Source organism: Alcaligenes sp. WGS1538 (assembly GCF_043187505.1).
Taxonomy (GTDB): Bacteria; Pseudomonadota; Gammaproteobacteria; order Burkholderiales; family Burkholderiaceae_B; genus Alcaligenes.
The window spans coordinates 3,131,498-3,156,402 of the sequence record NZ_CP171109.1 but is presented as its reverse complement, the minus strand read 5'-3'; the positions used below and the strand labels follow the sequence as shown (position 1 = coordinate 3,156,402).

Sequence of the window (24,905 nt, the reverse complement as noted above, 5' to 3'; positions counted from 1 at the left end):
TTATTGTGTCTTTTGCGTGGCCTGATCGATCAGTTCCAGCAGCCGCATGGGGCTGAGCGGGAACTCGTTGATGCGCACCTGCAGCGGCGCCAGGGCGTGCTCCACGGCCGAGATCACGGCTGCCGCGACGGCGATGGTGGAACATTCGCCCACGCCCTTGACGCCCAGCGGATTCAGGCGCGTGGGCGACGGGCAGAACAGCACCTCGATGTCGGGCACCTCGGGAGCGGTGGGCAGCAGATATTCGGCGCAGGTCGTGGACAGCGGCTGCCCTTCGGCGTCGTAGGCCATGTGCTCGAACAGGGCGTTGCCCAGGCCGTGCACCACGCCGCCCACGACCTGGCCTTCCACGATCATGGGATTGATCAGGTTGCCGCAGTCCTGCACGGCCAGGTAGCGCTTGATCTCGATGGCGCCCGTGGCCGCATCCACCTCCACTTCGCAGGCATGGGTGGAGCCGGCGTAGGTCTGTTCGTCGCAGTGGAAATGGGCGGTGCACTCCAGGCCGGGATCGGTCTTGACCGGCAGGCTGTAGCCCGGCACGCCCTTGAGCACCATGGCCAGCCGCGCCAGGCTGACGGTCTCGTCCGTGGCGCTGCTGCTCACGATGCCGTAGGCGATGTCCAGGGACTCCTCGGGCGCCTTGAGCACGGCGGCCGCCGCCTGCAGCACTTTGCGGCGCAGCCGGACGGAGGCCTGTTCCACCGCCGTGCCGGCCATCAGGGCTTGCCGGCTGGCGAAACCGCCCATGCCGAAGCCGATGTGGCGCGTGTCCCCGGCATGGATATCCACGCCGCCCGGATCCACGCCGAAGTGCGCGGCGCAGATCTGCGCCAGCGAGGTCTTGATGCCCTGGCCCATGGCCAGGGCGCCCGTGAAGACGGCGATGCGTCCCGAAGGGAAGATCTTGACGGTGGCTGATTCATAAGGCCCGCGGCCGGTCGGCTTGACGGCGTTGGCCAGACCCAGGCCCCGGTACCGGCCCCGTTCCAGGGCGTCCAGGCGACGCTGTTCGAAGCCGGCGCGATCCATCGCGTCCTCGGCCGTGGCCTGCATGCGCGGAAAATCCCCGCTGTCGATGACCAACGGCACGCCGGCCCGCGACTTCAGGGGCTTGGTGTAGGGGATCTTGCCCGCGGGGATCAGGTTCAGTTCGCGGCAGCGGATGGCGTCCATGCCGGTGCGCTGCGCCAGCCTGTCCATGAGCCTGTCCATGACGAAGGCGGCCTGCGGATAGCCCGCGCCGCGCACGGTGGCCACCGGCACCTTGTTGGTGTAGACCACGTCGGCCGTCAGGCTGAAGGCGGGCACCACATAAGGCCCCGTCATGGACGAGGCGGCGTTGTAGGGCACGTTGGTGCCCTGCGGCGTGTAGGCGCCATGATCATGGATGAAGCGGCCGCGCAGGCCGCGGATGCGGCCGTCCTTGTCGGCTGCCAGTGACATGGTCCAGAACTGGTCGCGCTCCTGGATGGAGGTCAGGAAGTTCTCGCGCCTGTCCTCCACCCACTTGACGGGGCGGCGCAGCAGGCGGGCCACGGCCGGGATGACGACTTCCTCCGGATAGATCATGAACTTGGCGCCGAAACCCCCGCCCACGTCGGGCGTGATCACCCGCAGCTGATCTTCGCGGTGACCCAGCATCAGGGCCAGGGTGTAGTGCAGTTCGTGCGCCATCTGGGTGGACGACCAGACGGTCAGCTCGTTGCCGGCGGCGTCCAGGCGGGCCAGCACGCCGCGCCCCTCGATGGGATGGGCGCAGCCTCGATGCGCTGAAAACGTTTCTTCGATGACGATGTCGGCGCCCTCGAAAGCCTGGTCCACGTCGCCATAGGCCAGCGTGTAGTGCTGCAGGCCGTTGCTCTCCAGTTCGGTGCGCACCAGCGGGGCGCCGGGCTCGAGCGCGCGGCGCGCATCGGCCACGGCGGGCAGGACCTCGAAATCGATGTCGACCAGCGCGGCGGCGTCTTCGGCCAGATGGCGCGAGCGGGCCACGACCACGGCGATGGCCTCGCCTACGAAGGCCGTTTCGTCGCGCGCCAGCACGAAGGGAACGGTGTTCTCGGGCAGCACGGCGAAGGCGAAGCCCAGCGGCATGCGCCAGTGGGTCAGCTCGCCCATCAGGTCCTGCGCGGCGAACACGCCGTGCACGCCCGGCGCGGCGCGGGCGGCGGACAGGTCGATGGAGCGGATGCGCGCATGCGCATGCGGGCTGCGCACGAAGCAGGCGTGCAGCACGCCGTCCATGGGCACGTCATCCAGGAACCGGGCCTGGCCGGTCAGCAGCGCCTCGTCCTCCAGTCGCGGGACGGAGCGGCCCATGCCGGGGGCGGCCCGGGCCAGAACGGATTGCTCCAGCTCGCGCGTGTCATTCATGTGCATGGCTGCTGGCCCTCATGAGCGCGGCGGCTTTCTGCACGGCTCGCACGATGTTCTGATAGCCGGTGCAGCGGCACAGGTGGCCGGACAGCACGTCACGGATCTGTTCTTCATTGGGATCGGCGTTGTTCTCCAGCAGTTCCACCACGGACATCAGCACGCCGGGCGTGCAGAAGCCGCATTGCAGGGCGTGCAGTTCGCGGAACGCTTCCTGCACGGGATGCCAGCGGCCTTGTTCGTCGGCCAGGCCTTCGATGGTGCGGATGCGCTTGCCCTGGGCCTGGACGGCCAGCATCAGGCAGCTGCGCGCGGAGTGGCCGTCGATCTGGACGGTGCAGGCGCCGCACACGCCGTGCTCGCAGCCCACGTGCGTGCCGGTCAGGCCCAGCTCGTGGCGCAGGAAGTCGGCCAGGTTGACGCGCGGTTCGGCGCATGCGCTCAGGTTGCGGCCGTTGACGCACAGCGTGATGGGGCGGCTGGCCGAAGGGGATGGGTCACTCATGCCGTTTTCCTGTACGGGAGAGCGCGAGCCGCAGGGCGCGCGCCGTGTATTCTTTGGCCAGTCGCTGGCGGTACCAGCCCTGGACATAACTGTCGCTGGATGCTTCCACCTGGCCGCACAGGTCGGCGGCGCGGGCGATGTCCTCGGGGCCGGCGGGCGTGCCCAGCAAGGCGGCTTCCGCCTGGCTCATGCGCAGCGGGAAAGCGCCCACTCCGCCCAGCGTGATGCTGGCGCGGCTGACCAGGCCGTCCTCGTCCAGCAGCAGCAGGACGGCGCAGGACACGATCGCGAAGTCGCCGTGGCGACGGGAAAATTCCAGAAAGGCCCAGCCGTGGCTGGCGGGCCAGGGCTGGACCTGCACGCGGGTCAGCAACTCGTCGGCCTGCATGCTGGGGGTCATGTAGGCCGCCGGAAACTCGGCCATTGGAATGGCTCGTTCCCCGCGCACACTGGAAACGGTCAGCACGGCGTCCATGGCCATGCAGACAGTGGGTATTTCGGCCGAAGGATCCAGCTGGCAAAGACTGCCGCCCACTGTGCCCCGATTGCGGGTCTGCCTGTGTCCGACGTTCAGGACGGCCTCCTTCCAGAGCGGCAGCCGCGCGGCCACCAGCTCGGAGAATTCCACCTCGCGCTGGCGGGTCATGGCGCCTATGCCTATGCCGCCCTCGTCCTCGCGGATGTAGGCCAGCTCGGGCAGCTGGTTGATGTCCACCAGCGTGTCCGGGAAGGCGAAGCGCATGTTCAGCATGGCCAGCAGGGACTGGCCGCCGGCCAGCACGCGGGCGTTGTCCTGGGTGGACAAGAGCTCCAGCGCCTGGGCCAGCGTGGCGGGGGCGTGGTAATTGAAAACAGGAGCCTTCATGCCGGCATCGCCTCAGATCTTGGAAAGGTCCAGCGAGGAGGCCGCGAACAGTTCCTCGGGCCTGACCAGGCGTTGCGACATGCCCTGGTCGTGGTGGTACTGGGCGAACGTCTCTATGGTGTGGCGATTGGCTTGCAGCCCGTACGGCCAGTAGTCCTCGCCCATCAGGGCCTTGGCTTCGTTGTGGTGGTGCACCATCCAGGGCAGGGTCACGGCCAGGTGGCACAGCTCGTTCAGTTCGTGCACGGCCAGTTCCTTGGCCTTCAGGAAGGCCTTGTAGACGCTCACCGGCAGCCAGGGGTTCTCCTGCACCAGGGACTTGCGTATGCCCACCATGTGCATGATGGGGAAGATGCCGGTGCGGCGGAAATAGTCCTTTTCCACTTCCAGGTATTCATCCCCGAACAGGCGGCCCACGTTGGGCGCGCCGCGCAGAAAGCATGAGGGCGCGCGCGCGCCGATGTAGCCGTCGATCTCGCCTTTCTCGATCATGTCCGACAGGGTGCGGTCGTCGGGGATCTGCTCCAGGCTGATGTCGGCCGGCAGATCGATGGGCGCGCGCTCGCCCCGGCCCGGCTCCTCGATGCCGCCCCGCACCCATTTGATCTGGCTGGGGCGGATGCCGAACTCATCCTGCAGGATGCCGCGGATCCAGACGTTGGCGGTGATCTGATATTCGGGCACGCCGATGATCTTGCCTTTCAGGTCCTCGGGCTTGCGGATGCGGTCGGTGCGCACGTAGATGCCGGAATGGCGGAACACGCGCGACAGGAAGGCCGGAATGCCGACGTACTGATTGTCGCCGCGCGCCGTGGTCATCATGTGGCTGCTCATGGAGATTTCCGTGACATCGAATTCCTCATAGCGGAATGCACGATGAAACGCTTCCTCCGGTTCCAGCGACACGACATTGACATCGCAGCCTTCAATGCCGACGCGCCCGTCCTTCAAGGCCAGGGTGCGGTCGTAATTGCCAATCGATACGCTCAGCTTCAGTTTGCTCATGGTGGGTCCTTAGTTGATTTTCAGTCCAATCTTCTGCGCCAGTTCCCGGAATCGATCGATGTCGGCATTGATCATCGTCTGGAACTGCGCCGGTCCGTCGTGGGCGACCGTGTAGCCCAGGCTGGCCAGCTTGGCTTTCACGTCGTCGCGCGCAATGATTTTTTCCACGGCCTCGTGCAGTTTCTGCACCACGGGCTCGGGCGTGCCGGCGGGAGCGAGCAGGCCGTGCCACTGGTTCAATTCGTAGCCGGGGTAGCCCAATTCGGCCACGGAGGGCACGTCGGGCATCAGCGGGCTGCGCTGCGCCGAGGTCACGGCCAGGGCGCGCACCTTGCCGCTCTCGATGAAGGGCAGGGTGCTGGAGGCGGTGACGAAAGCCGCCCCGACCTGGTCGCCCATCACGTCATTGAGGGCGCCGCCGCAGCCCTTGTAGGGAATGTGGGCCATTTCCACGCCTGCCGCCTCGTTGAGCATCTCGCCGGCCAGGTGCTGCGGAGTGCCGTTGCCGCAGGAACCGAAGAACACGTCGCCGGGCTTGGCCTTGGCGGTGGCTATCATGTCCTTGAGCGTCTTGTAGGGCGAGTTGGCCGGCACGATGATGACCGAGGGCACGAAGGCGAAGTTCGAGACCGCGGTGAAGTCCTTCTTGGGGTCGAAGGGCAGCTTGTCGAACACCGCCGGATTCACCGCGAAGGAGCTGTTGACCATCAGCAGCGATTGGCCGTCGGCCGGGCGCTGGGCCACCAGGCGCGCGCCGATGTTGCCGCTGGCCCCCGGGCGATTGTCCACGATGGCGGGTTGGCCCAGCTGCTCATTGAAGTAATTGCCGATCAGACGCGCCAGCAGATCGGTGCCCCCGCCCGGCGGGAAGGTGACGATGATTTCGATGGGTTTGTCGGGGAAGGTGTTGGCGCTGGCTGCCACGGGGTTCAGCAGTGAACAGCCCAGCAGCAGGCCGGCCAGGGCCAGCAGACGCGGTTGGCGTTTGAACATGGTGTCTCCTCGGTGTTCGAGTTCTGTGGTTGGTTTTTTTGCCTATTTAGTCAGTGTACTGACATAAATATTATTCACACATATTAAGCAACATCCTACTAGGGAAAACGAGAAAAGTCAGTCTGTTTATAGTTATAGTTTTTTGAGCTTTTCCTATCTGAAATATTTTTTGTGATTTAAATTCACATAAAAGGTTGCGCTTTCCTATGAAGGCAGGCTAGGCATAGGCAGGCGGCGTGCTGTCTCGCGGGCGTTTGAAAATCGAACGCCCCTGGAGCAGGCAAAAAAAACCCGCCGGTCGCGGCGGGTTTGCTTGCGGGCGCTCAGGGCGCAGGGCGCGGTATGGGCACCCCTTCGGTAATGCGCCGGGCCCAGTTTTCCAGCGGCAGCGCGGGGACGGGGTCCCAGATGCGGCGTATCGCGGGCTCAAGCTCGCTCATGTCGCGTCCGCTGATCCAACGGTAGGGGATCACAGGCAGCCAGGTGTCTTCCAGGGCGCGCTCGGCCACCACGAAACGGAACGAATATTGTCCCGGCCCGATGCCCATGCGTATGTCGCTGACCACCATCAGGTCGTCGACCAGGTCATAGCGCAGCCAGTCGCCGGAGAACCAGCGCAAATGGTCCAGTTGCGGCGCGACCGGCAGCACTTCGGTGTACTGGCTGTTGACGGGCAGGCAGAGGGATTCGTAGCGGTGGCCTGCCGGCGCGCGCCAGCGGTCCAGCAGGCCGACGATCACTTCGCACTCCCTGTCGTGGTCGTCGCGGGCCACCACGCGCCAGAGCAGGATGTTCAGCGGCTGGGCGGCGGAATAGATACGCTGGATGCGGACCTGGTCCTGGCGCAGCTGCATCGCGGCCAGGTGTTCGGCCCAGAACTTGGCGCCCACCGAGGCCGTCAGGTACAGGCTGCTGAGCAGCAGCGCCCAATTGCAGGCCCGCACGGTGGTGGCGTTCGCGCCGCGCGCAAAGCCCGTCAGGGTCGCCAGCAGCAGGGGCAGGGTGTAGAGCGGGTCGATGATGAAGATGCTGGACCAGGTGGCCGGCGTGGGACGCAGCGGCCATAGCAGCTGCGTGCCGTAGCTGGTGAAGGCGTCCAGCAGGGGGTGGGTGATCAGGGTCAGCCAGACGGCCAGGCCCAGGCGTGCCGCCGAGGCGCGCGCATCGGGCCGCAGCAGCTTCCAGAGCAGGGCGGCCAGCAAGGCCAGCGCGCTGAGCACGAACAGGGAATGGGAAAAGCCGCGGTGGCTGACCATGGCGGTGATGGGATCCGGATACTGGATGAAAACATCCAGGTCCGGCAGTGTGGCCAGCACGGCTCCGGCCAGCAGCGCCTTGCGGCCGTACTGGCGGCCCAGCAAGGAGCCGCAGATGCTGGCGCCCAGTACGGCTTGTGTTACGGAATCCATAAACCTCGCACGATAAAAAAACAGCGCCCGTCCCTCAAGATGCGGCGCGCCGGCTTTGGCGTTATCATTTTAAAATCGAACCCAGGCTCTAGTATCGCCTTTTTTGACAGGCGTCAAAGGCGCCAGATCGTCTTTGGCTTATAGTTTTCGCCTGCCTGTGCCGGCCCCGGCGCCGTTCCGGCGCGCCGCCGCCTCTTCCAGAGAACCCGTTTTTGCTATGTCTACCTATCTGATCGCGGCTTTGTACAAGTTCGTGGAGCTGCCCGATTTCGCTCAATTGCGCGACCCTCTGTTCGAATTCTGCGAGCAGCACGATATCAAGGGAACCTTGCTGCTGGCGCGTGAAGGCATCAACGGCACCATCGCCGGCCCGGAGGCGGGCATACGCGCCGTGCTGGCCTATCTGAATTCGGATCCGCGCATCGTCGGCCTGGTGCACAAGGAGTCCTGGGCGGACAAGGCGCCGTTCTATCGGCTCAAGGTCAAGCTTAAGAAAGAGATCGTCACGCTGGGCGTGCCCGATCTCAAGACCGCGGAAATGGTGGGCGAGTACGTCAAGCCCGAGGACTGGAACGCCTTGATCAGCGATCCTGACGTGGTGGTCGTGGACACCCGCAACGATTACGAAGTGGGCATAGGCACGTTCAGCCGCGCCATCAACCCCAAGACGCAAAGCTTCACCGAATTTCCCCAGTGGGTGGCCGAGCAGTCCAAGGAGGGCGGCGTGCTGCACGGCAAGCCGCGCGTGGCCATGTTCTGCACGGGCGGCATACGCTGCGAAAAATCCACCGCCTTCATGCGTTCCCAGGGCTTCGATCAGGTCTATCACCTGCAGGGCGGCATACTCAAGTACCTGGAGGACATTCCCGAGCAGGACAGCCTGTGGGAAGGGGACTGTTTCGTCTTTGACGAGCGCGTCTCCGTGCGTCACGGGCTGGAGCCGGGCGACTATGACTTCTGCCGCGCCTGCCGCATGCCCATCGGTGATGCCGAGAAGGCCTCGCCCCAGTTCGAGGAAGGCGTGACCTGCCCCTACTGCCACGGCATGCACACTCCCGAGCAGGAAGAACGCTTTCGCGAACGCCAGAAACAGGTGGTCCTGGCGCGCGAGCGCGAAGAGCGTCATATCGGCGTGAGCATGGACGAGCTGCAGGAGCGCCGCGAGGCCGCGCGGCGCAAGGCCGAAGAGCAGCGCCGACTGGTCCAGCAGGCCAAGGACGCCTAGCCGGGCATCGCGGGCTGTGGTACATCTAGTGAAGCGCTGAGCGCATCCATGCGGCGCCCCTTGCCGGGCGCATCCGGCATGGGGTTGCGTCCGGCGCTTCCCTGTTTTTGTGCCGCTGCTCGCAGGCGGCTTCTTGCTGGTGCCGCATATGTCCTTGTCCGATCTGCCCGTCCTGTATTCCTTCCGCCGCTGCCCCTATGCCATGCGGGCGCGCCTGGCCATTGCCGCCAGCGGCACGGTCTGCCAACTGCGTGAAGTCGTGTTGCGCGACAAGCCCGAGGCCCTGCTTCAGGCTTCGCCCAAGGGCACCGTGCCGGTCGTGGTCACGGTCGACGGCGAGGTCATCGACGAGAGTCTGGACATCATGCGCTGGGCCCTGGCCCGCAATGATCCCGGGCGCTGGCTGCAGCCCGAGCGAGGCGAGGTCAGCGAGATGCTGGAGCTGATCGGACGCAACGACAGCGACTTCAAGCATGACCTGGATTGCTACAAGTATCCCGACCGCCATCAGCATTGCGAGGATTTCACCGACGCGGCCGACTATGCCGCCCGGCATCGCGCCCAGGCGGCCCGGTGGCTGCAGGAGCTCGATGCGCGCATTGCCGCCCAGGGCTACTTGATGGGTTCGCGGCCATGCCTGGCCGACATGGCCATCGCGCCTTTCGTGCGCCAGTTCGCCCAGGTGGACCGCGACTGGTTCGACGCCCAGCCCTGGCCGGCCCTGTCCAGATGGCTGGCCGATTGGCTGGCCTCCCCTCTGCTGGCCAGCATCATGCACAAATACCCCGCCTGGACGCCGGAGGCAGAGCCGGTGCGCTTTCCGCCTCAACAGTGAGGGCGCGGTGTCGCGTCGGCTTTGTCGTGGCGCCATTTAGAGCGCCTCATCGATCTGTGGGGGGCATTGCAGCATCGTCAGGGCCTTCTTGGGCCAAGCCGGGGAAAGTCTCGATTTTCTTGGCCCAAACGGCGCTGTGTCAGCATCATCCTAGGTATCGAGCGCGGTGATCCAAGGCGATGATGCGGCAGGTCTTGCCTGCCGGCGCACTTTCATCGGCTGGTCGATAAGGTGGCCATTGTGAGCCGTTCGGGAAGTGGGCGGACCCGTCAGGGCGGGTCAGATGGCTTGCCGCAGGCGGGGGAGCGATCCGGGAGGCAAGCGCCTTGCTGTTTGAGCCGCACGCTTGTGGTTCGGCACGAACCACGCGGCGAGTTCAAGGCGCGCCCGGAGCGATTCACCGACAAGGGCACCGGTGCGCAGCACCGGCAAGCCATCAGCCCAGATGGGTCCGCCCACTTCCTGAACGGCGTCTTTACAAAGGCCGGCTTGGCTATCGGCCAGCTGAATCGTGCTTTGCAAGTCGACCTGGAACCAAAAAAAAGAGGAACAAGGCCAAAACCCTGTTCCTCTTTTGTCGTCCCGGCGTTCAGCGCCTGGCGGCGATGCTTATTCCTGCATGCCGGGGACGATGCAGTTGAAACCGCCGTCCACGTGGGTGATCTCGCCGGTCACGCCCGCGGCCAGGTCCGACAGCAGGAAAGCGGCCACGTTGCCCACGTCCTCGATGGTGACGTTGCGGTGCAGGGGGGCGTGGGTCTCCACGAACTTCAGGATGGTGGAGAAGTCCTTAATGCCGCTGGCGGCCAGGGTCTTGATGGGGCCGGCGGAAATGCCGTTGGCGCGGATGCCATGCTCGCCCAGGGCCACGGCCAGGTAACGCACCGACGCTTCCAGCGAGGCCTTGGCCAGGCCCATGGTGTTGTAGTTGGGGATGGCTTTTTCGGCGCCCAGGTAGGTCAGGGTCAGCACCGAGCTCTTGCGGCCCTTGAGCAGGGGCAGGGCGGCCTTGGCCAGCGCCGGGAAGCTGTAGGCGGAGATGTCGTGCGCCACGCGGAAGGCTTCGCGCGACAGGCCGTCCAGGAAGTTGCCGGCGATGGCTTCACGCGGCGCGAAACCGATGGAGTGCACCAGGCCGTCCAGACCGTCCCACTGCTCGCCCAGGGACTGGACGGCTTGTTCGATCTGCGCGTCTTCGGACACATCGCAGGGCAGCACGATGCTGCAGCCCAGTTCCTGGGCAAAGCCTTCGACGCGTTCCTTGAAGCGCTCGCCCACGTAGGTCAGGGCGATCTCGGCGCCTTGCTGGCGACAGGCCTGGGCAATGCCGTAGGCGATGGAGCGATTCGAGATGACACCTGTGACCAGGATGCGTTTTCCCTGCAGGAAACCCATGCTGAAGATCCTTTAATCAATATTTTGTGGTCTAGCCACGAATGTTGGTACCGGGGACGCGCAGGCGCGTTCCCTTGGAAAGAGTGTTGCCTTTGATATTGTTCAGGCGGCGCAGCTCGGCCACCGAGGTGTCGTAGCGCTTGGCCAGGGCGTACAGCGTATCGCCGTTCTTGACCGTGTGGGTGCGCACGTTGGCGCCGCGCCGCAGCACGGTGACGTCGCGACCGCCCTTGCGGTTCAGGCTGACCTGCTGCGAGCGCGAGGCCTTGCGGGCCGATTCGGCCACGGGCGCAGCCGGGGTGTTGGTGAGCGAGGCCAGCTGCACGCTGCCTTCGCCCAAGGTGGAGTTGGGCACCAGCAGGGTCTGGGCCACGGCCTTGCTGCGCTTGCTGCCCAGGCCGTTGATGGAGCGCAGCTGCGAGAGCGTGATGCCGTGGCGCTGGGCGATGGACAGGTAGCTTTCGCCACGCTTGGCCTGGTAGGTCTTCCAGTTGCTCAGGCGACCCTGGTAGGCGGCCAGGTTGGCCTTGAAGATGTCGACCTTGTCGGCCGGCAGCAGCAGCGTGGAATTGTGGGCCGGGATGGTGGGCCGGTTGTGCGAGGCGTTCAGGGCCTTGAATTCGTCGATGGAGATCTCGGCCAGCTCGGCGGCCACGGCCACGTCGATGTCCTTGTTCTTGCGCACCGCCGTGAAGTATGGCGTGTTGCTGACGGGCGGCAGGGTGATGCCGTAGCGCGCCGGATTGGCCACGATGTTCTTGATGGCCTGCAGCTTGGGCACGTAGTTGCGCGTCTCTTCAGGCATGTTCAGCGACAGGTAGTCCACGTCCAGGTCGGCCTGCTCGTTGCGTTCCATGGCGCGGCGGACCGAGCCTTCGCCCCAGTTGTAGGAGGCGAGCGCCAGGTACCAGTCGCCCTGGAACTCATACAGGTAGGACAGATAGTCCAGGGCGGCGTTGGTGGAGGCGATGGGGTCGCGGCGCTCGTCCGTCCACCAGTCCTGCTGCAGCTTGTAGTGCAGGCCGGTGCTGGGGATGAACTGCCACAGGCCCGAGGCGTGCGAGCGCGAGTAGGCCGTGGGGTTGTAGGCGCTTTCCACGAAAGGCAGCAGGGCCAGCTCGGAGGGCAGGCCGCGGCGGTCCAGTTCGTCCATGATGTGGTACAGGTAGCGCGAGGCTCGCTGGCTCATGGTGCGGATGGATTCGGGGTGCGAGGCGTAGTAGTTGGTCCAGTAATCGACCAGGTCGGTGTGCAGATTGGGGATGGCGAAACCGCGGCGGACCCGATCCCACATGTCCTTGGGGGGATGCGTGAGATCGATGGTGCGAGACGTGTCTGCGGCGACGCTGGTGGTGGTCTTGGCGGCTTTCTGGGGGCTGACTTTGGGGCCCGTGGCGCAGCCTGCCAGCACGAAGGCGCACAGCAGCGCAAAGAGTCTCAGTAAGTTCATTGCGGAATCATCAGACGTTGTTCTTCCAGTTGCGCAAGCTGGCAAAGACATCCACCGATGTGGCCAGGGGATGGCCGGCGTGGCGATGGGCGGCTTGCATGACCGATGCCTTGTCCGTGCGCAGGAATGGGTTGGTGGCGAGTTCGGTTTCCAGGGTCGATGGCACCGTGGGCACGTGCTGCTTGCGCCGCTGGCTGTCCTGTTCCCAGCGCTGGAGCAAGGCTGGATTGTCCGGTTCCACCTGCAGCGCCCAGCGCAGATTGGACAGCGTGTACTCGTGGGCACAGCAGACCAGGGTCTCGGGCGGCAGGGATGCCAGCTTGTCCAGCGATGCCAGCATCTGCTCCGGGGTGCCTTCGAAGAGGCGACCGCAACCGGCGGCAAACAGGGTATCGCCACAGAAAACAAAGGGCTGTTTTACCTCATTTTGGCCGAAGTACGCAACGTGCCCGGCCGTGTGGCCCGGGATGTCCAGCACCTGCAGCGTCAGTTCCAGCGCGGGCAGCACGACGCGGTCGCCCTGTGCTACGCGCACGTCGCAGGCCGGCAGAGTCTCGCGGGCCGGGCCCCAGACCCGGGCCGGGCGGCGCGCCAGGATCTCGCGCACGCCGCCCACGTGGTCGCCATGATGATGAGTCAGTAAAATGGCATCCAGTTGTAAGGATTCGCGTTGCAGCCAGTCCAGCACCGGAGCGGCCTGGCCGGGATCCACGACCAGCGCATGTCCCTGACGGGCCAGCGCCCATATATAGTTGTCGTTCAGGGCGGGCAGGGGGATCAGGCGAACGTCGCTTGGCGCAGGCCAGGTAAATGCATTCTTCATGGTAGACGGGGGGTGAGTGTCAGTGGAGCAGGCTTTGAATGATCAATTTGCCCAGTGGCTGGAAACCGTGCCGGGACGTTATGTCCGTTCCTGGGAACAGGCCCAGGTCGATGCCGTCGTGGCCAACACCTTCGGTTATCATGCCATACAAATTGGATTGCCGCATTGGAACCTGCTGCAGGCCAGCCGGGTCTGCTTCAATGCCTGCACGGCGCAGGCCGGCGTGCAGGCAGGCGGGCGCGACAACCTGGTGCGCGCGGAACCGGAACAGATGCCCTTCGACACGCAGAGCATCGATCTGCTGGTGCTGCCGCACGTGCTGGAGAGCGCCTGCGATCCGCACCAGGTGCTGCGCGAGGCCGAACGCGTGCTGGTGCCCGAAGGGCGCATCGTGTTCACCGGCTTCAATCCCTGGAGCCTGTGGGGCCTGCACGAACGCATCCCCGGCCTGGAGCGCGGCACGCCCATCCTGCCGGGGGACCTCATCTCCGCCACGCGCCTGCGCGACTGGCTCAAGCTGCTGTCCTTCGACGTCGAGGACACCCGATTGGGCTGTTATGCGCCCTTGTGCCGCCAGCAGGCCTGGCTGCAGCGCTGGGCCTGGATGGAGGACAGCGGCGCGCGCTGGTGGGGGTTCGCCGGCGCGGTCTACGTGGTCAGCGCCGTCAAACGCATGCCGGCGCTGCGCCTGGTGGGACCCAATTGGAAGAAAAGCCGTCGGCGGATGCGGCGCGCCGTGGTGGTCACGGGGCGGGCCGCCGATCAAGGAATGACAAGTGTTAACAGGCCCTGAAACATGACAACTGTGGTTGATATCTGGACCGATGGCGCCTGCAAGGGCAATCCCGGCCCTGGCGGCTGGGGAGCCTTGCTCAGGCATGGCGGGCACGAGAAGGCCATCTGCGGCGGGGAGGCCGAGACCACCAACAACCGCATGGAGCTGATGGCCGTGATCCAGGCCCTGCGCCTGCTCAAGCGCCCCTGCCAGGTGCGCGTGCACACGGATTCGCAATATGTGCAGAAAGGCATGAAGGAATGGCTGCCGGGCTGGAAGGCCCGCGGCTGGCGCACGGCCGACAAGAAGCCGGTCAAGAACGCCGATCTGTGGCAGGAGCTGGAGGGTCTGGCGGCCCAGCACGAGCTGAGCTGGCTGTGGGTGCGCGGCCATGCCGGCGACCCCGGCAACGAGCGGGCCGACCAGCTGGCCAACGAAGGGGTGGAAATTGCCCGTCAACTGCAGAGCGCCTGATAGTACTATTAGAGCTTGGGCAGGTTACGACTTGCTTCAACGTTCAACCAGACTGCAGCGCCGGCCGAGCCGGTCGAGACGACCAGAACAATGATATCGAAGATCCGCCACGCCCTTGCGCCAGCCCTTGTGCTGGCATTTCTCGTCAATACCGCGGCCTGGTCCCAGGGTGCAGGAGGAACGAGGGTCGAGGTGGCCGCCGTGCAGCAGCGCGAATTGACGCGCGATGTGGCCGCCGTGGGTTCGCTGGTGGCCCGCGATTCAGTCATGCTGCGCGCCGAGATCAGCGGCCGCATCGCGGCCATCAGCTTCGAGGAAGGCCGTCCCGTCAAGAAAGGGCAGGTCCTGGTGCAGCTGGACGATGCCATGGCGCGGGCCCAGCTGCAGCAGGCCCAGGCCAACCTGAACCTGATCGGCAGCCAGCACAGGCGCTCGTCCGAACTGAGCCGGCAGGGCTTCATCAGCCAGCAGGCGCGCGACGAATCGGGCAGCCGCCTGGCGGTGCAGCAGGCCGAGCTGGACCTGGCCCGCGTGCAATTGGACAAGACCCGCATCCGCGCGCCCTTCGACGGGGTGACGGGCCTGCGCAACGTGTCCGTGGGCGACTACGTGGGGCCCGGCGCCGACCTCGTGCAAGTGGAGGCCATAGCGAGCCTGAACGTCGATTTCCGCATTCCCGAGCAATACCTGGCCGACGTGCGCGCCGGCATGCCGGTGGAGCTGCGCTTTGACGCCTTCCCGGGCCAGCCGCGGCGCGGCACGGTGCTGGCCGTCAGCCCGGTCGTGGATGCGGCGGGGCGCTCCATCCTGCTGCGGGCCCAGGTGCCCAACGAAGACGGGGCGCTGCGCCCGGGGCTGTTCGCGCGCGTGCGCCTGGAACTGTCGCGCCAGCGGGCCCTGATGGTGCCCGAGACCGCCCTGGCCCCGGCCGGGCAGGCGCAGTACGTCTACGTGGTCAAGGACGGCCGGGCGGTTCGCCGCCAGGTGGACGTGGGCTTGCGCCAGGATGGCTGGGTGCAGGTCAGCGGCGAACTGAAGGCGGGCGAGAACGTGCTGGTCGCGGGCCTGCAGAAGGTGGCCGACGGCGTGCCCGTGGACATCCAGGAGATCGTCGACACCCAGAAGCAGCCCCAGCAGTAGGACAGGATCATGGTGCTATCCGATATCTGCATCCGCCGCCCGGTCTTTGCCACCGTCCTGTCGCTGGTCATCGTCCTGGTGGGGCTGATCTCCTACGAACGGCTGACGGTGCGCGAGTACCCGGCCATCGACGAGCCGGTGGTGTCCGTCATCACGAACTACAAGGGAGCATCGCCCGAGGTCATCGAATCCCAGGTGACCAAGCCGCTGGAGGACCAGCTCTCGGGCATCGAAGGCGTGGACGTGATGACTTCGCGCAGCCGCTCCGAGCGCAGCCTGATCAACATCAAGTTCAATCTGGACCGTTCGCCCGATGCGGCGGCCGCCGACGTGCGCGACAAGGTCTCGCGGGCGCGCCGCTTCCTGCCCGACGAGGTGGACGAGCCCATCATCAACAAGGTGGAGGCCGACTCCACGCCCATCATCTATATCGGCGTGGACACCGGCGACTACAGCCAGCTGGAGGCCTCGGACTACATCAACCGCTACCTGAAGACGCGCCTGTCCGTGCTGCCGGGCGCGGCCGAGATCCGGGTATTCGGCGAGCGCCTGCCCTCCATGCGCATCGATGTGGACCGCACCCGCCTGGGCGCCTACCAGTTGACCGTGCAGGACGTGGAGGACGCGCTGCGCAAACAGAACGTGCTGATCCCGGCCGGGCGCATCGAGTCCGAGGCGCGCGAGTTCTCGGTGGTGTCCTCCACCAACCTGGAGACGCCCGAGCAGTTCCGCGACATCATCGTCAGTCAGGCGGGCGGCTATCCGGTGCGCATCGCGGACGTGGCGCAAGTGCGCATCGCGCCGGCCGAGGAGCGCGTGCTGGCGCGCTTCAATGGGCAGAACAGCCTGAACATCGGCGTGACCAAGCAGTCCACCGCCAACCCGCTGGACCTGTCCAAGGCGGTGCGCGCCGAAGTCGCGCTGATCAACGAGAACCTGCCGGGCAACATGAAGCTGAACATTGCCTACGACAGTTCCATCTTCATCCAGAAATCCATCGATTCGGTGTACGCCACCATCCTGGAGGCCATCGTGCTGGTGGTGCTGGTCATCGTGTTCTTCCTGCGCAGCCTGCGCGCCAGCATCATTCCCATCGTGACCATACCGGTGTCGCTGATCGGCGCCTTCGCCATCATGTACATGCTGGGCTTCTCGGTGAATACGCTGACCCTGCTGGCCATGGTGCTGGCCATCGGCCTGGTGGTGGACGACGCCATCGTGGTGCTGGAGAACGTCTACCGCCACATCGAGGAGGGCAAGACGCCGCTGCAGGCTTCCTTCCTGGGCGTGCGCGAGATCGCCTTCGCGGTGATCGCCATGACCTTGACGCTGGTGGCGGTGTACGCGCCGCTGGCCTTCGCCACGGGCCGCACCGGCCGCCTGTTCATCGAGTTCGCCCTGACCCTGGCCGCCGCCGTGCTGGTGTCCGGCTTCGTGGCCCTGACGCTCACGCCCATGATGTGCTCCAAGCTGCTGCGTCCCCATGGCAAGCCGGGACGCATCAGCCAGGCGATCGAGGACTTCCTGGTGTGGCTGACGCGCGCCTACCGGCGCCTGCTGCTGCGCGCCCTGCGCTGGCGCGCCGTGGTGCTGCTGCTGGGGCTGGCCGTGGCCGGCGCCAGCGCCGTGCTGTTCACCGTGATCAAGAGCGAGCTGGCGCCCGTCGAGGACCGCGGCGTGATCTTCGGCATCGTGAACGCTCCGGAGGGCGCCACGCTGGACTACACCTTGAAGAGCGTGCAGCGGGTGGAGGACCTGTACCGCGGCATTCCGGAGATGGAAGGCTACCAGTCCATCATCGGCTTTCCGACCGTGACCGACTCTTTCGCCATCCTGCGCCTGAAGCCATGGGAAGAGCGCAGCCGCAACCAGCAGTCCATCGCGCGCGAGCTGCAGCCCGGCTTTTCGGCCATCCCGGGGGCGCGAGCCTTCCCGACCAATCCGCCCTCGCTGGGGCAGCGCGCCACCTCCAAGCCGGTGGAGTTCGTCATCATGAGCCAGGCGCCCTATGCCGAGCTGGCCCGGATCGTCGACACCTTCCTGCAGGGCTTGAAGGACTACCCGGGCCTGCAGAACATCGACACCGACCTGCGCCTGAACACGCCCGAGATCCGCATCGACGTGGACCGCGACAAGCTGGCGGACACCGGCGTGTCCGTGGACACGGTGGGGCGCACGCTGGAGACCATGCTGGGCGGGCGCCAGGTGACGCGCTACGAGAGCGACGGCGAGCAGTACGACGTGATCGTGCAGGTGGACAAGCAGGCGCGCTCCAGCCCGCAGAACATCCTGGACATCTATGTGCGCACCAAGGAAGGCGGCATGGTGCAGGCGTCCAATTTCCTGACCGTGCGCGAGAGCGTTTCGCCGCAGTCGCTGAACCACTTCAACCGGCTGCGCGCCGTTATCGTGCAGGCTTCCATCGCGCCCGGCTATGCCTTGGGCGAGGTCCTGGACCACATGAACGAGGTGGCGCGCCAGACCCTGCCCGACACCGTGCAGACCGACCTGGACGGACAGTCGCGTGAATTCCGCGACTCCTCGGGCAGCATCTACCTGGTGTTCATGATGGCGCTGGCCTTCATCTATCTGGTGCTGGCGGCGCAGTTCGAGAGCTGGCGCAATCCGCTCATCATCATGCTGTCCGTGCCCCTGTCCATGACCGGCGCGCTGCTGGCCCTGTGGCTGTCGGGCGGCACGCTGTCCATCTACAGCCAGATCGGCCTGATCACCCTGGTGGGCCTGATCACCAAGCACGGCATCCTGATCGTGGAATTCGCCACCCAGCAGCGCGAGGCCGGCGCCAGTTTGTACAATGCGGTGGTGCGCGCCTGCGAAATGCGCCTGCGGCCCATCCTGATGACCACCGGCGCCATGGTGCTGGGCGTGCTGCCTCTGGCCTATGCGGGCGGCGCGGGCGCCGAGTCGCGCCAGCAGATAGGCTGGGTGCTGGTGGGCGGCCTGTCCCTGGGTACGCTGCTGACCCTGTTCGTGGTGCCGGTCGCCTACACGCTGATCGCCTCCAGGCAGCTTGCGCAGGACAAGCAGCTGGAGCTGGACGACGAGCCCTAGCGGCAATGAACTTGTATGGGAAACCTGATGCGTCAAATTATTCTGGATACTGAAACCACCGGCCTGGAGCCTCGCGAGGGGCATCGCATCGTCGAGGTGGGCGGCGTGGAGCTGATCAATCGCAAGCTGACCGGACGCCATCTGCACCTGTACCTGAACCCGGACCGCGATTCCGACCCCGAAGCGCTGGCCGTGCACGGCTTGACCACGGAGTTCCTGTCCCAGCACCCGCGCTTCAAGGACGTGGTCCAGGAGATCCTGGACTTCGTGCAGGACGCTGAAGTCATCATCCACAACGCGTCCTTCGACACGCGCTTCCTGGACGCCGAGCTGGAGCGTATCGGCATGAAGCCCTTTGCCGAGTATTGCGGCTCCATCACCGACTCCCTGCTGGTGGCCCGCGAGATGCACCCCGGCAAGCGCAACTCCCTGGATTCGCTGTGCGAGCGCTACGGCATCTCCAACGCCCACCGCACCTTGCACGGCGCCTTGCTGGACTCGGAGCTGCTGGCGGACGTCTGGCTGGCCATGACGCGCGGCCAGGACGCCTTGCTGATGGATTTCGAGGAAAGCGAAGACCAGGGCGAGGGCGGCGCGGGGCTGGCCCTGGGCAAGTTCGATCCCGGCGTGCTCAAGGTGCTGCGGGCCTCGGATGCGGATCTGGCCGAGCACGAAAAATACCTGGCCCAGCTGGAGAAAGAAAACAAGAAGCCGCCCATGTGGACGGCGGCGCCGGCGAGCGAGACAGTCGCCTGATCCGGCAGGGCTGGCGGGATTTTTCGCCAACCCTTGTATTTTTACTTTGACGGTGCTATAGTTTCTTTCTTCGCAGTTTGCTCTTCTTGCAAGCTACGGGCGGTTAACTCAGTGGTAGAGTGCCACCTTCACACGGTGGAAGTCACAAGTTCGAACCTTGTACCGCCCACCATCCCCTTCTGCCATATCCCCCGCTCCCTTTTCCGGCCTGTGCCCTGGCGCATCATTCAGCCTGGCTCAAAAAAGCATGTCCGCGTCGTTCATCCGGGTGGCAGGAAAGCCGTCCAGTTCGAGCAAAACATTGCACAAGACGTTTCGACTCCGTAACACCGGCCCTGTAAAGACTTCTATAACATGGTGAGACGCCGCTCGCAGGCGTTCAAGCATCGTGCCCGTCCCCCGGCGCGCAGGCTCCGGGAACTGGCCGGGCTCTTCCCCCAGAATGGAGTCATCATGCGTACCAGCAAAACACTTTTCCTGTTGTTCCTGGGTGCCGTATTGTCCGGCCCGGTCCTGGCCGAAGCTCCCAAGACTCAAAACGGCCACTTCATCGACGACAATGGCGCCACCCTTTACATGTTCGACAAAGACAAGGGCGGCAAGAGCGCCTGTGTCGACAAATGCGCCAAGAACTGGCCGCCCGCGCTTGCCGGGCAAGAGGACGTGGCCAGCGGCGACTGGACCTTTGTGGAAAGCCATGACGGCAGACGGCAATGGGCTTACAAGGGCAAGCCTTTGTACCGCTTCGCCAAAGACGCGAAGCCGGGCGATACCTCCGGGGACGGCGTCGGCGGCGTATGGCATCTGGCCAAGCCCTGACAGCCGGTATCGCCGCTTCACGACGGCATGATCAGTCCAGGGCCAGATTCAGGTCGGTGATGATGCGTCCGTAGCGCTCGTAATCGGCGCGCATGGCGTCGGACAGCTCCTGCGGCGTGCTGCCTATGCCTACGGTGCCCGAGCCGGCCAGCACCTGTTTCAGATCCGTGCTGTCCATGACCTGGCGTATGTCGTGCGCAATTTTCTCGCGCACGGCCATGGGCGTGCCCGCGGGAGCCATGAAGCCTGACCAGGATACGAAGTCCCCGTAATGTTCGCCTGTGGATTCGGTCAGGGTGGGCGCATTGGGCAGCAAGGGGCTGCGCTGTCCGGCGGCCATGCCCAGCAGCGTCACCGTCTTGCCCTGGATGAAGGGCAGGGCGCTGGGCAACTGAGCGAACATCAGGTCCACATGGCCTCCGGCGACGTCGGTGATGGCGGCCGATACGCTGTTGTAGGGGATGTGGGTCAGGGCCAGGGCATGCTTGCGGGCGAAGGCTTCGGCCGCCAGGTGCGCCTGGCTGCCCACGCCCGGCGAGCCGTAGGTCAGGCTGCGCTCGGGTTGCCGGGCCAGTTCCAGCAGTTCGGCGGCGGTCTGCACGCCCAGGGCCGGATTGACGATCAGCACATTGGGCACCGAGCCCACCTGGCTGACCGGGTCCAGGTCCTTGAACACGTCGAAGGGCCGCTTCTTGTACAGGTGCGGATTGACGGCCAGGTCCGAGACGGGCACGGACACCAGCGTGTAGCCGTCGGCCTTGGACTTGACCGCCGTCATGATGCCTATGGTGCCGATGCCGCCGGGCTTGTTTTCCACAATGACGCTCTGGCCCCACAGCTGGGTCAGCTTGTCGCTGACGGCGCGGGCCAGGATGTCGGCCGAGCCGCCGGCGCCATAGGGCACGATGATGCGCACGGGCGCCGAAGGAAAGTCCGCCGCCTGCTGCGCGTGCGCCGGGGGCAGGCCGGCCAGCAGGACGGCGCCGGCCAGGATGCGGGCTAGTTTTTTGATCATGGCTTGTCTCCTCGGGGGATGTGTTTCTTATTCATGCGTGCAGCGGCTGATCGGACACATGTCCTGCGCGCTGCGCTTGAGCGGGTCCCAGTCCTGCAGGCTGGGCCAGATGTCCTCGGCGAACTCCTGCACCTGGCGGCGCAACGCGGGCAGATCCACGCCTGGAATGATGCCGTCACGCATGCTGATGCGGCCGTTGCAGATGACGGTGTCCACGTCGTCGCCGATGCCGCACTCCACCATGCTGCGGATCGGGTCCCAGACCGGACCGTAGCGCAGCACGTCGCCGCGGCCGATGCGCACCAGGCACATGTCGGCGCGCGTGTCCGGCGCCAGGCGTCCCAGGTCGTCGCGGCCCAGCGAGCGGGCCCCGGCAAGCGTGGCGGCCTCGAAGACCTCGGCGGCGCTGGCGGCGGTCAGGTCGTGGCTCATGACCTTGCCGTGGTAGGAGGCGGTGCGCATGTTCATGAACATATCGCGCGGGTAGGTGTCGCTGCCCAGGGTGATGTTCACGCCGGCCTGGCGATAGGCCTTCCAGTTGTCCAGCGTGCGCGCCCGGCGCACGATGTTGATGGGGCAGTGGGAGATGGATACCCGCCGGCGGCCCATCAGGCCCAGGTCGTCGCCGCCGGAGTAGTTCATCCTGGGGTGGTTGGAGATCAGGTTGGCATGGCCTATGTTCAGGGTGGGGCGCAGCATGCCCACGTGGTTCAGCAGTTCGATGGGCGTCATGCCATGATCGCGCACGGTTTCCATGAATTCGATGACGTTGTAGCCGGCATGGGTGGCCATGGGCAGATTGAGCTCGTCGGCGGCGCGCACTGTCTGGCGCAGCAGCTCCAGGCTGCAGTTCTCGATCTCGCGGGGCACCAGGATGCCGTGGACCAGGTCGGAGTCGTGCGCCTGGGCGCGGCGTATGAAGGCCAGGGCGTCCTCGAACAGTTGCTGGCCCTTGTCGGGGTAGGGGATGCGCTCCAGGCGGCCATCCTCATCGGACTGCCAGCGTCCGCTGTCATAGCCCGGCCCCAGGTATCCACGGATACCGCGCGCTTCGCATTGCGCCCACAATGCTTCCTGCACCAGCACGTGCCCGCCCAGTTCCACGAATGTGGTCACGCCGTTGCGCAGCAGTTCGGCCACGGTGAAGGCCGCGTGCAGGGCGATGCCCGGGTCGCGCGCCGCCTGCTCCTTGTCCAGGTAGTTGGGATAGCCGCGTATCTGCGTGCCCTTGCGGGCAATGGTCACGTCCATGTAGGGCTGGCCGAACAGCGAGGGCCGGCCGCCGTCGGCCAGCAGCTTGTGCAGGGCGCGGTGGCCGGAATGCACGTGGGTGTCGATGAAGCCGGGGGCCAGGACGCTGTCGGGGGCCTCGATGACGCGGTCCGCCTGGCCTTCGTAGCGCGGGCCGACGTAGACAATGCGCTCGCCTTCGTAGACGAGCTGGCCGTGATCGATCACGCCGTGGCGTCCGTCCTGGAAGGCAATGACCCAGCGCGCCTTGATCAGCGTTTTCATGTTGTCTCCTGTGGTGATGATCATGGTCACCAGTGTCGGAGAAGCGGGGGAGCGGCGGCAATTCCGTAGCGGAATGATTGATTAGGCCGGATTGGAAAGAGCCGGCCGGGAGAAGAGGATGAAGAACCTGGATCTGGACCAGCTGCGCGTCTTCCTGGCCGTATTCCGGGAGGGCAACGTGAGCCGCGCCGCCCTGGCGCTGGACTCCAACCAGTCCACCGTCAGCAAGGAATTGTCCAAGCTGCGCCTGCATTTCGATGACGCCCTGTTCCTGCGTAGCGCTCAGGGCGTGGCGCCCACGCACAAGGCGCGGGCGCTGGCGCCGCGCATCGAGCAGGCGCTCGCGCTGCTCGATGATTTGTTGCTCATCGACAGCGGCCAGGACGATCCCGACCGATTGTCGGTCCGTTTCCGCGTGGCCACGACCGAATACCTGTCCTACCTGCTGATCCCCGCGCTGACGGCGCACCTGCAGCAGACCGCGCCGGCCTGCAGCCTGGAGGTGCTGGACATGGCCGATCTGGGAGCCGAAGACTGGCTGCTGGGCGGCAAGGCGGACCTGGTGCTGTCTTCCTCGACGGCGGTGTCGTATCCCCTGTTCCGCCAGGAACTGTTCCAGGATCGCTACGTGGTGTTGATGCGCGCCTGCGGCCGCGACGGCCAGCGCATGGGCCTGGAGGAATTCTGCCGGCGCAGCCATATCGGCGTGCCAGGCCACAATGGCAGCCGGGAACGCCGCCTGGCCGACGCCTTGCAGATGCGGCAGCTGGAGCGCCGCGTACAAGCGAGCCTGCCGCATTTCCTGGCAGTGCCCGGCCTGCTGGAGCGCACCGACCTGGTCATCAGCCTGGCCGAACGCATGGCCCGCTCGCTATGCGCCGGCCACGACCTGGATGTGCTGGAGCATCCCCTGGCCCTGGAGCCGTTCACCGTCTACCAGGTCTGGCACGAACGGACCCGCGCCAGCGGCGCCTATGCCTGGTTTCGCGAGCAGGTCCGGCAAGTGTGCGACGGCATCCAGGCCGTTGCGCAGCCCGCCGCAGGCGGGCGCGCTTGAATCACATCCAGGTCAGGCCGATGGAGATCACGACGCCGGACACGAACAGCTGGATCAGGCAGAAGCCCATGATGTCCTTGGCCTTCAGGCCGGCGATGGCCAGCACGGGCAGCGCCCAGAAGGGCTGCAGCATATTGGTCCAGGAATCGCCCCAGGCCACGGCCATGGCGGTGCGAGCCATGTCGGCGTCCAGCGCCTGGGCGGCGGCGATGACCACCGGGCTCTGCACGGCCCACTGGCCGCCGCCCGAGGGCACGAAGATGTTGACCAGCCCGGCGCTCATGAAGGTCCAGAAAGGCAGGGTCGTGGCCGTGGCGAAGGAGACCATCCATTCGGACAGGGTGGCGGCCAGTCCCGAGTCCAGCATGATGGCCATGATGCCGGCGTAGAAGGGGAACTGGATCACGATGCCGGCGCCGCCGCGTATGGCCTCGTCCAGGCTCTTGAGCAAACGCCTGGGCGTGCCGTGCAGGATGATGGCCAGGATCAGGAAGGTGAAGTTGATCACGTTCAGGTTCAGGTCGGCCCCGCGCAGCACGTAATAGTCGAACAGATAGGCCAGGCCGGCAAAGCCGATGAGCAGCGAGATCCAGCGGCTGTTCTCCAGGCGGTCGGCGGGGCGGTCGCTGCCGCCTTGCGCGTCTTCGGAGCTGTCCTGCAGCAGTTGCGGATCGACGTAGATGCTTTCCTTGTCGCTGGGCAGCATCAGGCGGTTGACCAGGGGCACCAGCACGAACAGCGCGATCACGATGGCCAGGTTGAACACGGCGAAGATGGTGTCCGAGGTGCTGATGATGCCTATCTTGCCTTCGGCGAAATGGCCCGGGGTGGCGATGGTGAGCGGCACCGAGCCGGCCAGCCCGCCGTGCCAGACCAGGAAGCCCGAGTAGGCGCTGGCCACCAGCAGGCGGTAGTCCACCCGCACCTGGCGCGCCAGCTCCTTGGCGAACAGCGCGCCCACCACCAGGCCGAAGCCCCAGTTGATCCAGCTGGCCGCCAGCGACACCAGCGTCACCAGGATGATGGCCGAGCCGGCCGAGCGCGCCAGCGAGGCCAGGCCGCGCAGCCAGCGCTTGACCAGCGGGGTGCTGGCCAGCATGTGGCCGGTCAGCAGCACCAGCAGCATCTGCATGGCGAAGGTCAGCAGGCCCCAGAAGCCGTTGCCCCAGTAGCGGACGATGTCCATGGGCGTGCGCTGCTCGATCGCCATGGCGGCGATGCCGGCGATCAGGGTCAGCAGGATGACGAAGATGTAGGGGTCGGGCAGATAGCGTTCGACCAGGCGGACCGAGCCGCGCGTCAAGGCTTTGAACATAGGGTGATTGCTCCTTTTTGCAACAGGCGCCGGTGCTGTCGTTGATCATGATTCTGAGGGGCGCCCGGGATGGGGCGCATCGGCGC

General features: G+C 65.7%; 21 protein-coding genes and 1 tRNA gene. 10 read left to right on the top strand and 12 right to left on the bottom strand.

The window, feature by feature from the left end:
* From ACF3ND_RS14660 to ACF3ND_RS14635, 6 genes are all read right to left on the bottom strand, one after another.
* Positions 1 to 2,376: a xanthine dehydrogenase family protein molybdopterin-binding subunit gene (locus ACF3ND_RS14660; protein ID WP_394061686.1), complete on the bottom strand. Its 2,376-nt coding sequence runs from the start codon at positions 2,374 to 2,376 to the stop codon at positions 1 to 3.
* Positions 2,369 to 2,881, bottom strand: a complete 513-nt coding sequence (locus ACF3ND_RS14655) for a (2Fe-2S)-binding protein (protein ID WP_394061684.1) — start codon at positions 2,879 to 2,881, stop codon at positions 2,369 to 2,371. The genes ACF3ND_RS14660 and ACF3ND_RS14655 overlap by 8 nt, the downstream gene beginning before the upstream one ends.
* Positions 2,874 to 3,746: an FAD binding domain-containing protein gene (locus ACF3ND_RS14650; RefSeq protein ID WP_394061682.1), complete on the bottom strand. Its 873-nt coding sequence runs from the start codon at positions 3,744 to 3,746 to the stop codon at positions 2,874 to 2,876. Before ACF3ND_RS14650 ends, ACF3ND_RS14655 begins: the two co-directional genes overlap by 8 nt.
* 12 nt (positions 3,747 to 3,758) lie before the next feature.
* Positions 3,759 to 4,751 (bottom strand): ABC transporter substrate-binding protein, encoded by a 993-nt coding sequence (locus ACF3ND_RS14645; protein ID WP_394061680.1) that lies wholly within the window; start codon positions 4,749 to 4,751, stop codon positions 3,759 to 3,761.
* A gap of 9 nt (positions 4,752 to 4,760) precedes the next feature.
* A complete protein-coding gene (locus ACF3ND_RS14640) occupies positions 4,761 to 5,744 on the bottom strand; it encodes a Bug family tripartite tricarboxylate transporter substrate binding protein (protein ID WP_394061678.1) in 984 nt (327 codons plus the stop codon).
* A 323-nt stretch (positions 5,745 to 6,067) separates the two neighbouring features.
* On the bottom strand, positions 6,068 to 7,153 hold the full coding sequence (locus tag ACF3ND_RS14635) for a metal-dependent hydrolase (protein ID WP_394061676.1): 1,086 nt from the start codon (positions 7,151 to 7,153) through the stop codon (positions 6,068 to 6,070).
* A 217-nt stretch (positions 7,154 to 7,370) separates the two neighbouring features.
* Between ACF3ND_RS14635 and ACF3ND_RS14630 the strand changes: the two genes are divergently transcribed.
* Positions 7,371 to 8,378, top strand: coding sequence for a rhodanese-related sulfurtransferase (locus ACF3ND_RS14630; RefSeq protein ID WP_394061674.1), 1,008 nt, complete (start codon positions 7,371 to 7,373; stop codon positions 8,376 to 8,378).
* Positions 8,379 to 8,526: 148 nt separating this feature from the next.
* Positions 8,527 to 9,213 (top strand): glutathione S-transferase, encoded by a 687-nt coding sequence (locus ACF3ND_RS14625; protein WP_394061672.1) that lies wholly within the window; start codon positions 8,527 to 8,529, stop codon positions 9,211 to 9,213.
* Between the two features lie 609 nt (positions 9,214 to 9,822).
* Here ACF3ND_RS14625 and fabI read toward each other — a convergent pair.
* The 3 genes from fabI to gloB are packed head-to-tail and all read right to left on the bottom strand — an operon-like array spanning position 9,823 to position 12,881.
* Positions 9,823 to 10,608, bottom strand: a complete 786-nt coding sequence (gene fabI / locus ACF3ND_RS14620) for an enoyl-ACP reductase FabI (RefSeq protein WP_394061670.1) — start codon at positions 10,606 to 10,608, stop codon at positions 9,823 to 9,825.
* Positions 10,609 to 10,639: 31 nt separating this feature from the next.
* Entirely contained in the window at positions 10,640 to 12,058 is a 1,419-nt protein-coding gene (locus ACF3ND_RS14615) for a transglycosylase SLT domain-containing protein (RefSeq protein WP_394061668.1), read from the bottom strand.
* Positions 12,059 to 12,068: 10 nt separating this feature from the next.
* Positions 12,069 to 12,881: a hydroxyacylglutathione hydrolase gene (gene gloB / locus ACF3ND_RS14610; RefSeq protein ID WP_394061666.1), complete on the bottom strand. Its 813-nt coding sequence runs from the start codon at positions 12,879 to 12,881 to the stop codon at positions 12,069 to 12,071.
* Positions 12,882 to 12,903: 22 nt separating this feature from the next.
* Between gloB and ACF3ND_RS14605 the strand changes: the two genes are divergently transcribed.
* From ACF3ND_RS14605 to ACF3ND_RS14575, 7 genes are all read left to right on the top strand, one after another.
* The gene (locus tag ACF3ND_RS14605; RefSeq protein ID WP_394061664.1) at positions 12,904 to 13,674 is read left to right on the top strand and encodes a class I SAM-dependent methyltransferase; all 771 of its coding nucleotides are present in this window, start codon (positions 12,904 to 12,906) and stop codon (positions 13,672 to 13,674) included.
* Positions 13,675 to 13,677: 3 nt separating this feature from the next.
* Positions 13,678 to 14,130: a ribonuclease HI gene (gene rnhA, locus ACF3ND_RS14600; protein WP_394061662.1), complete on the top strand. Its 453-nt coding sequence runs from the start codon at positions 13,678 to 13,680 to the stop codon at positions 14,128 to 14,130.
* Between the two features lie 90 nt (positions 14,131 to 14,220).
* Positions 14,221 to 15,270: an efflux RND transporter periplasmic adaptor subunit gene (locus tag ACF3ND_RS14595; RefSeq protein ID WP_394061660.1), complete on the top strand. Its 1,050-nt coding sequence runs from the start codon at positions 14,221 to 14,223 to the stop codon at positions 15,268 to 15,270.
* Between the two features lie 9 nt (positions 15,271 to 15,279).
* Positions 15,280 to 18,342 carry an efflux RND transporter permease subunit gene (locus ACF3ND_RS14590; RefSeq protein ID WP_394061658.1) on the top strand — a complete coding sequence of 1,021 codons (3,063 nt, stop codon included), beginning with the start codon at positions 15,280 to 15,282 and terminating at the stop codon, positions 18,340 to 18,342.
* A gap of 27 nt (positions 18,343 to 18,369) precedes the next feature.
* On the top strand, positions 18,370 to 19,098 hold the full coding sequence (gene dnaQ, locus ACF3ND_RS14585) for a DNA polymerase III subunit epsilon (RefSeq protein ID WP_394061656.1): 729 nt from the start codon (positions 18,370 to 18,372) through the stop codon (positions 19,096 to 19,098).
* A gap of 97 nt (positions 19,099 to 19,195) precedes the next feature.
* A tRNA-Val gene (locus ACF3ND_RS14580) sits at positions 19,196 to 19,270 on the top strand.
* A gap of 281 nt (positions 19,271 to 19,551) precedes the next feature.
* Complete coding sequence (locus ACF3ND_RS14575) at positions 19,552 to 19,917, top strand: hypothetical protein (protein WP_394061654.1); 366 nt, start codon at positions 19,552 to 19,554, stop codon at positions 19,915 to 19,917.
* Between the two features lie 31 nt (positions 19,918 to 19,948).
* On the opposite strand, the gene ACF3ND_RS14570 is transcribed toward ACF3ND_RS14575, so the two are convergent.
* Together ACF3ND_RS14570 and ACF3ND_RS14565 are read right to left on the bottom strand one after the other, a co-directional pair.
* The gene (locus tag ACF3ND_RS14570) at positions 19,949 to 20,932 is read right to left on the bottom strand and encodes a Bug family tripartite tricarboxylate transporter substrate binding protein (protein WP_394061652.1); all 984 of its coding nucleotides are present in this window, start codon (positions 20,930 to 20,932) and stop codon (positions 19,949 to 19,951) included.
* A 27-nt stretch (positions 20,933 to 20,959) separates the two neighbouring features.
* A complete protein-coding gene (locus ACF3ND_RS14565; RefSeq protein ID WP_394061650.1) occupies positions 20,960 to 22,447 on the bottom strand; it encodes a chlorohydrolase family protein in 1,488 nt (495 codons plus the stop codon).
* A gap of 118 nt (positions 22,448 to 22,565) precedes the next feature.
* Between ACF3ND_RS14565 and ACF3ND_RS14560 the strand changes: the two genes are divergently transcribed.
* Positions 22,566 to 23,504, top strand: coding sequence for a LysR substrate-binding domain-containing protein (locus tag ACF3ND_RS14560; RefSeq protein ID WP_394061648.1), 939 nt, complete (start codon positions 22,566 to 22,568; stop codon positions 23,502 to 23,504).
* 1 nt (position 23,505) lies between these two features.
* Here ACF3ND_RS14560 and ACF3ND_RS14555 read toward each other — a convergent pair whose 3' ends face one another.
* Positions 23,506 to 24,819 (bottom strand): short-chain fatty acid transporter, encoded by a 1,314-nt coding sequence (locus tag ACF3ND_RS14555; RefSeq protein WP_394061646.1) that lies wholly within the window; start codon positions 24,817 to 24,819, stop codon positions 23,506 to 23,508.
* Positions 24,820 to 24,905 lie beyond the last annotated feature (86 nt).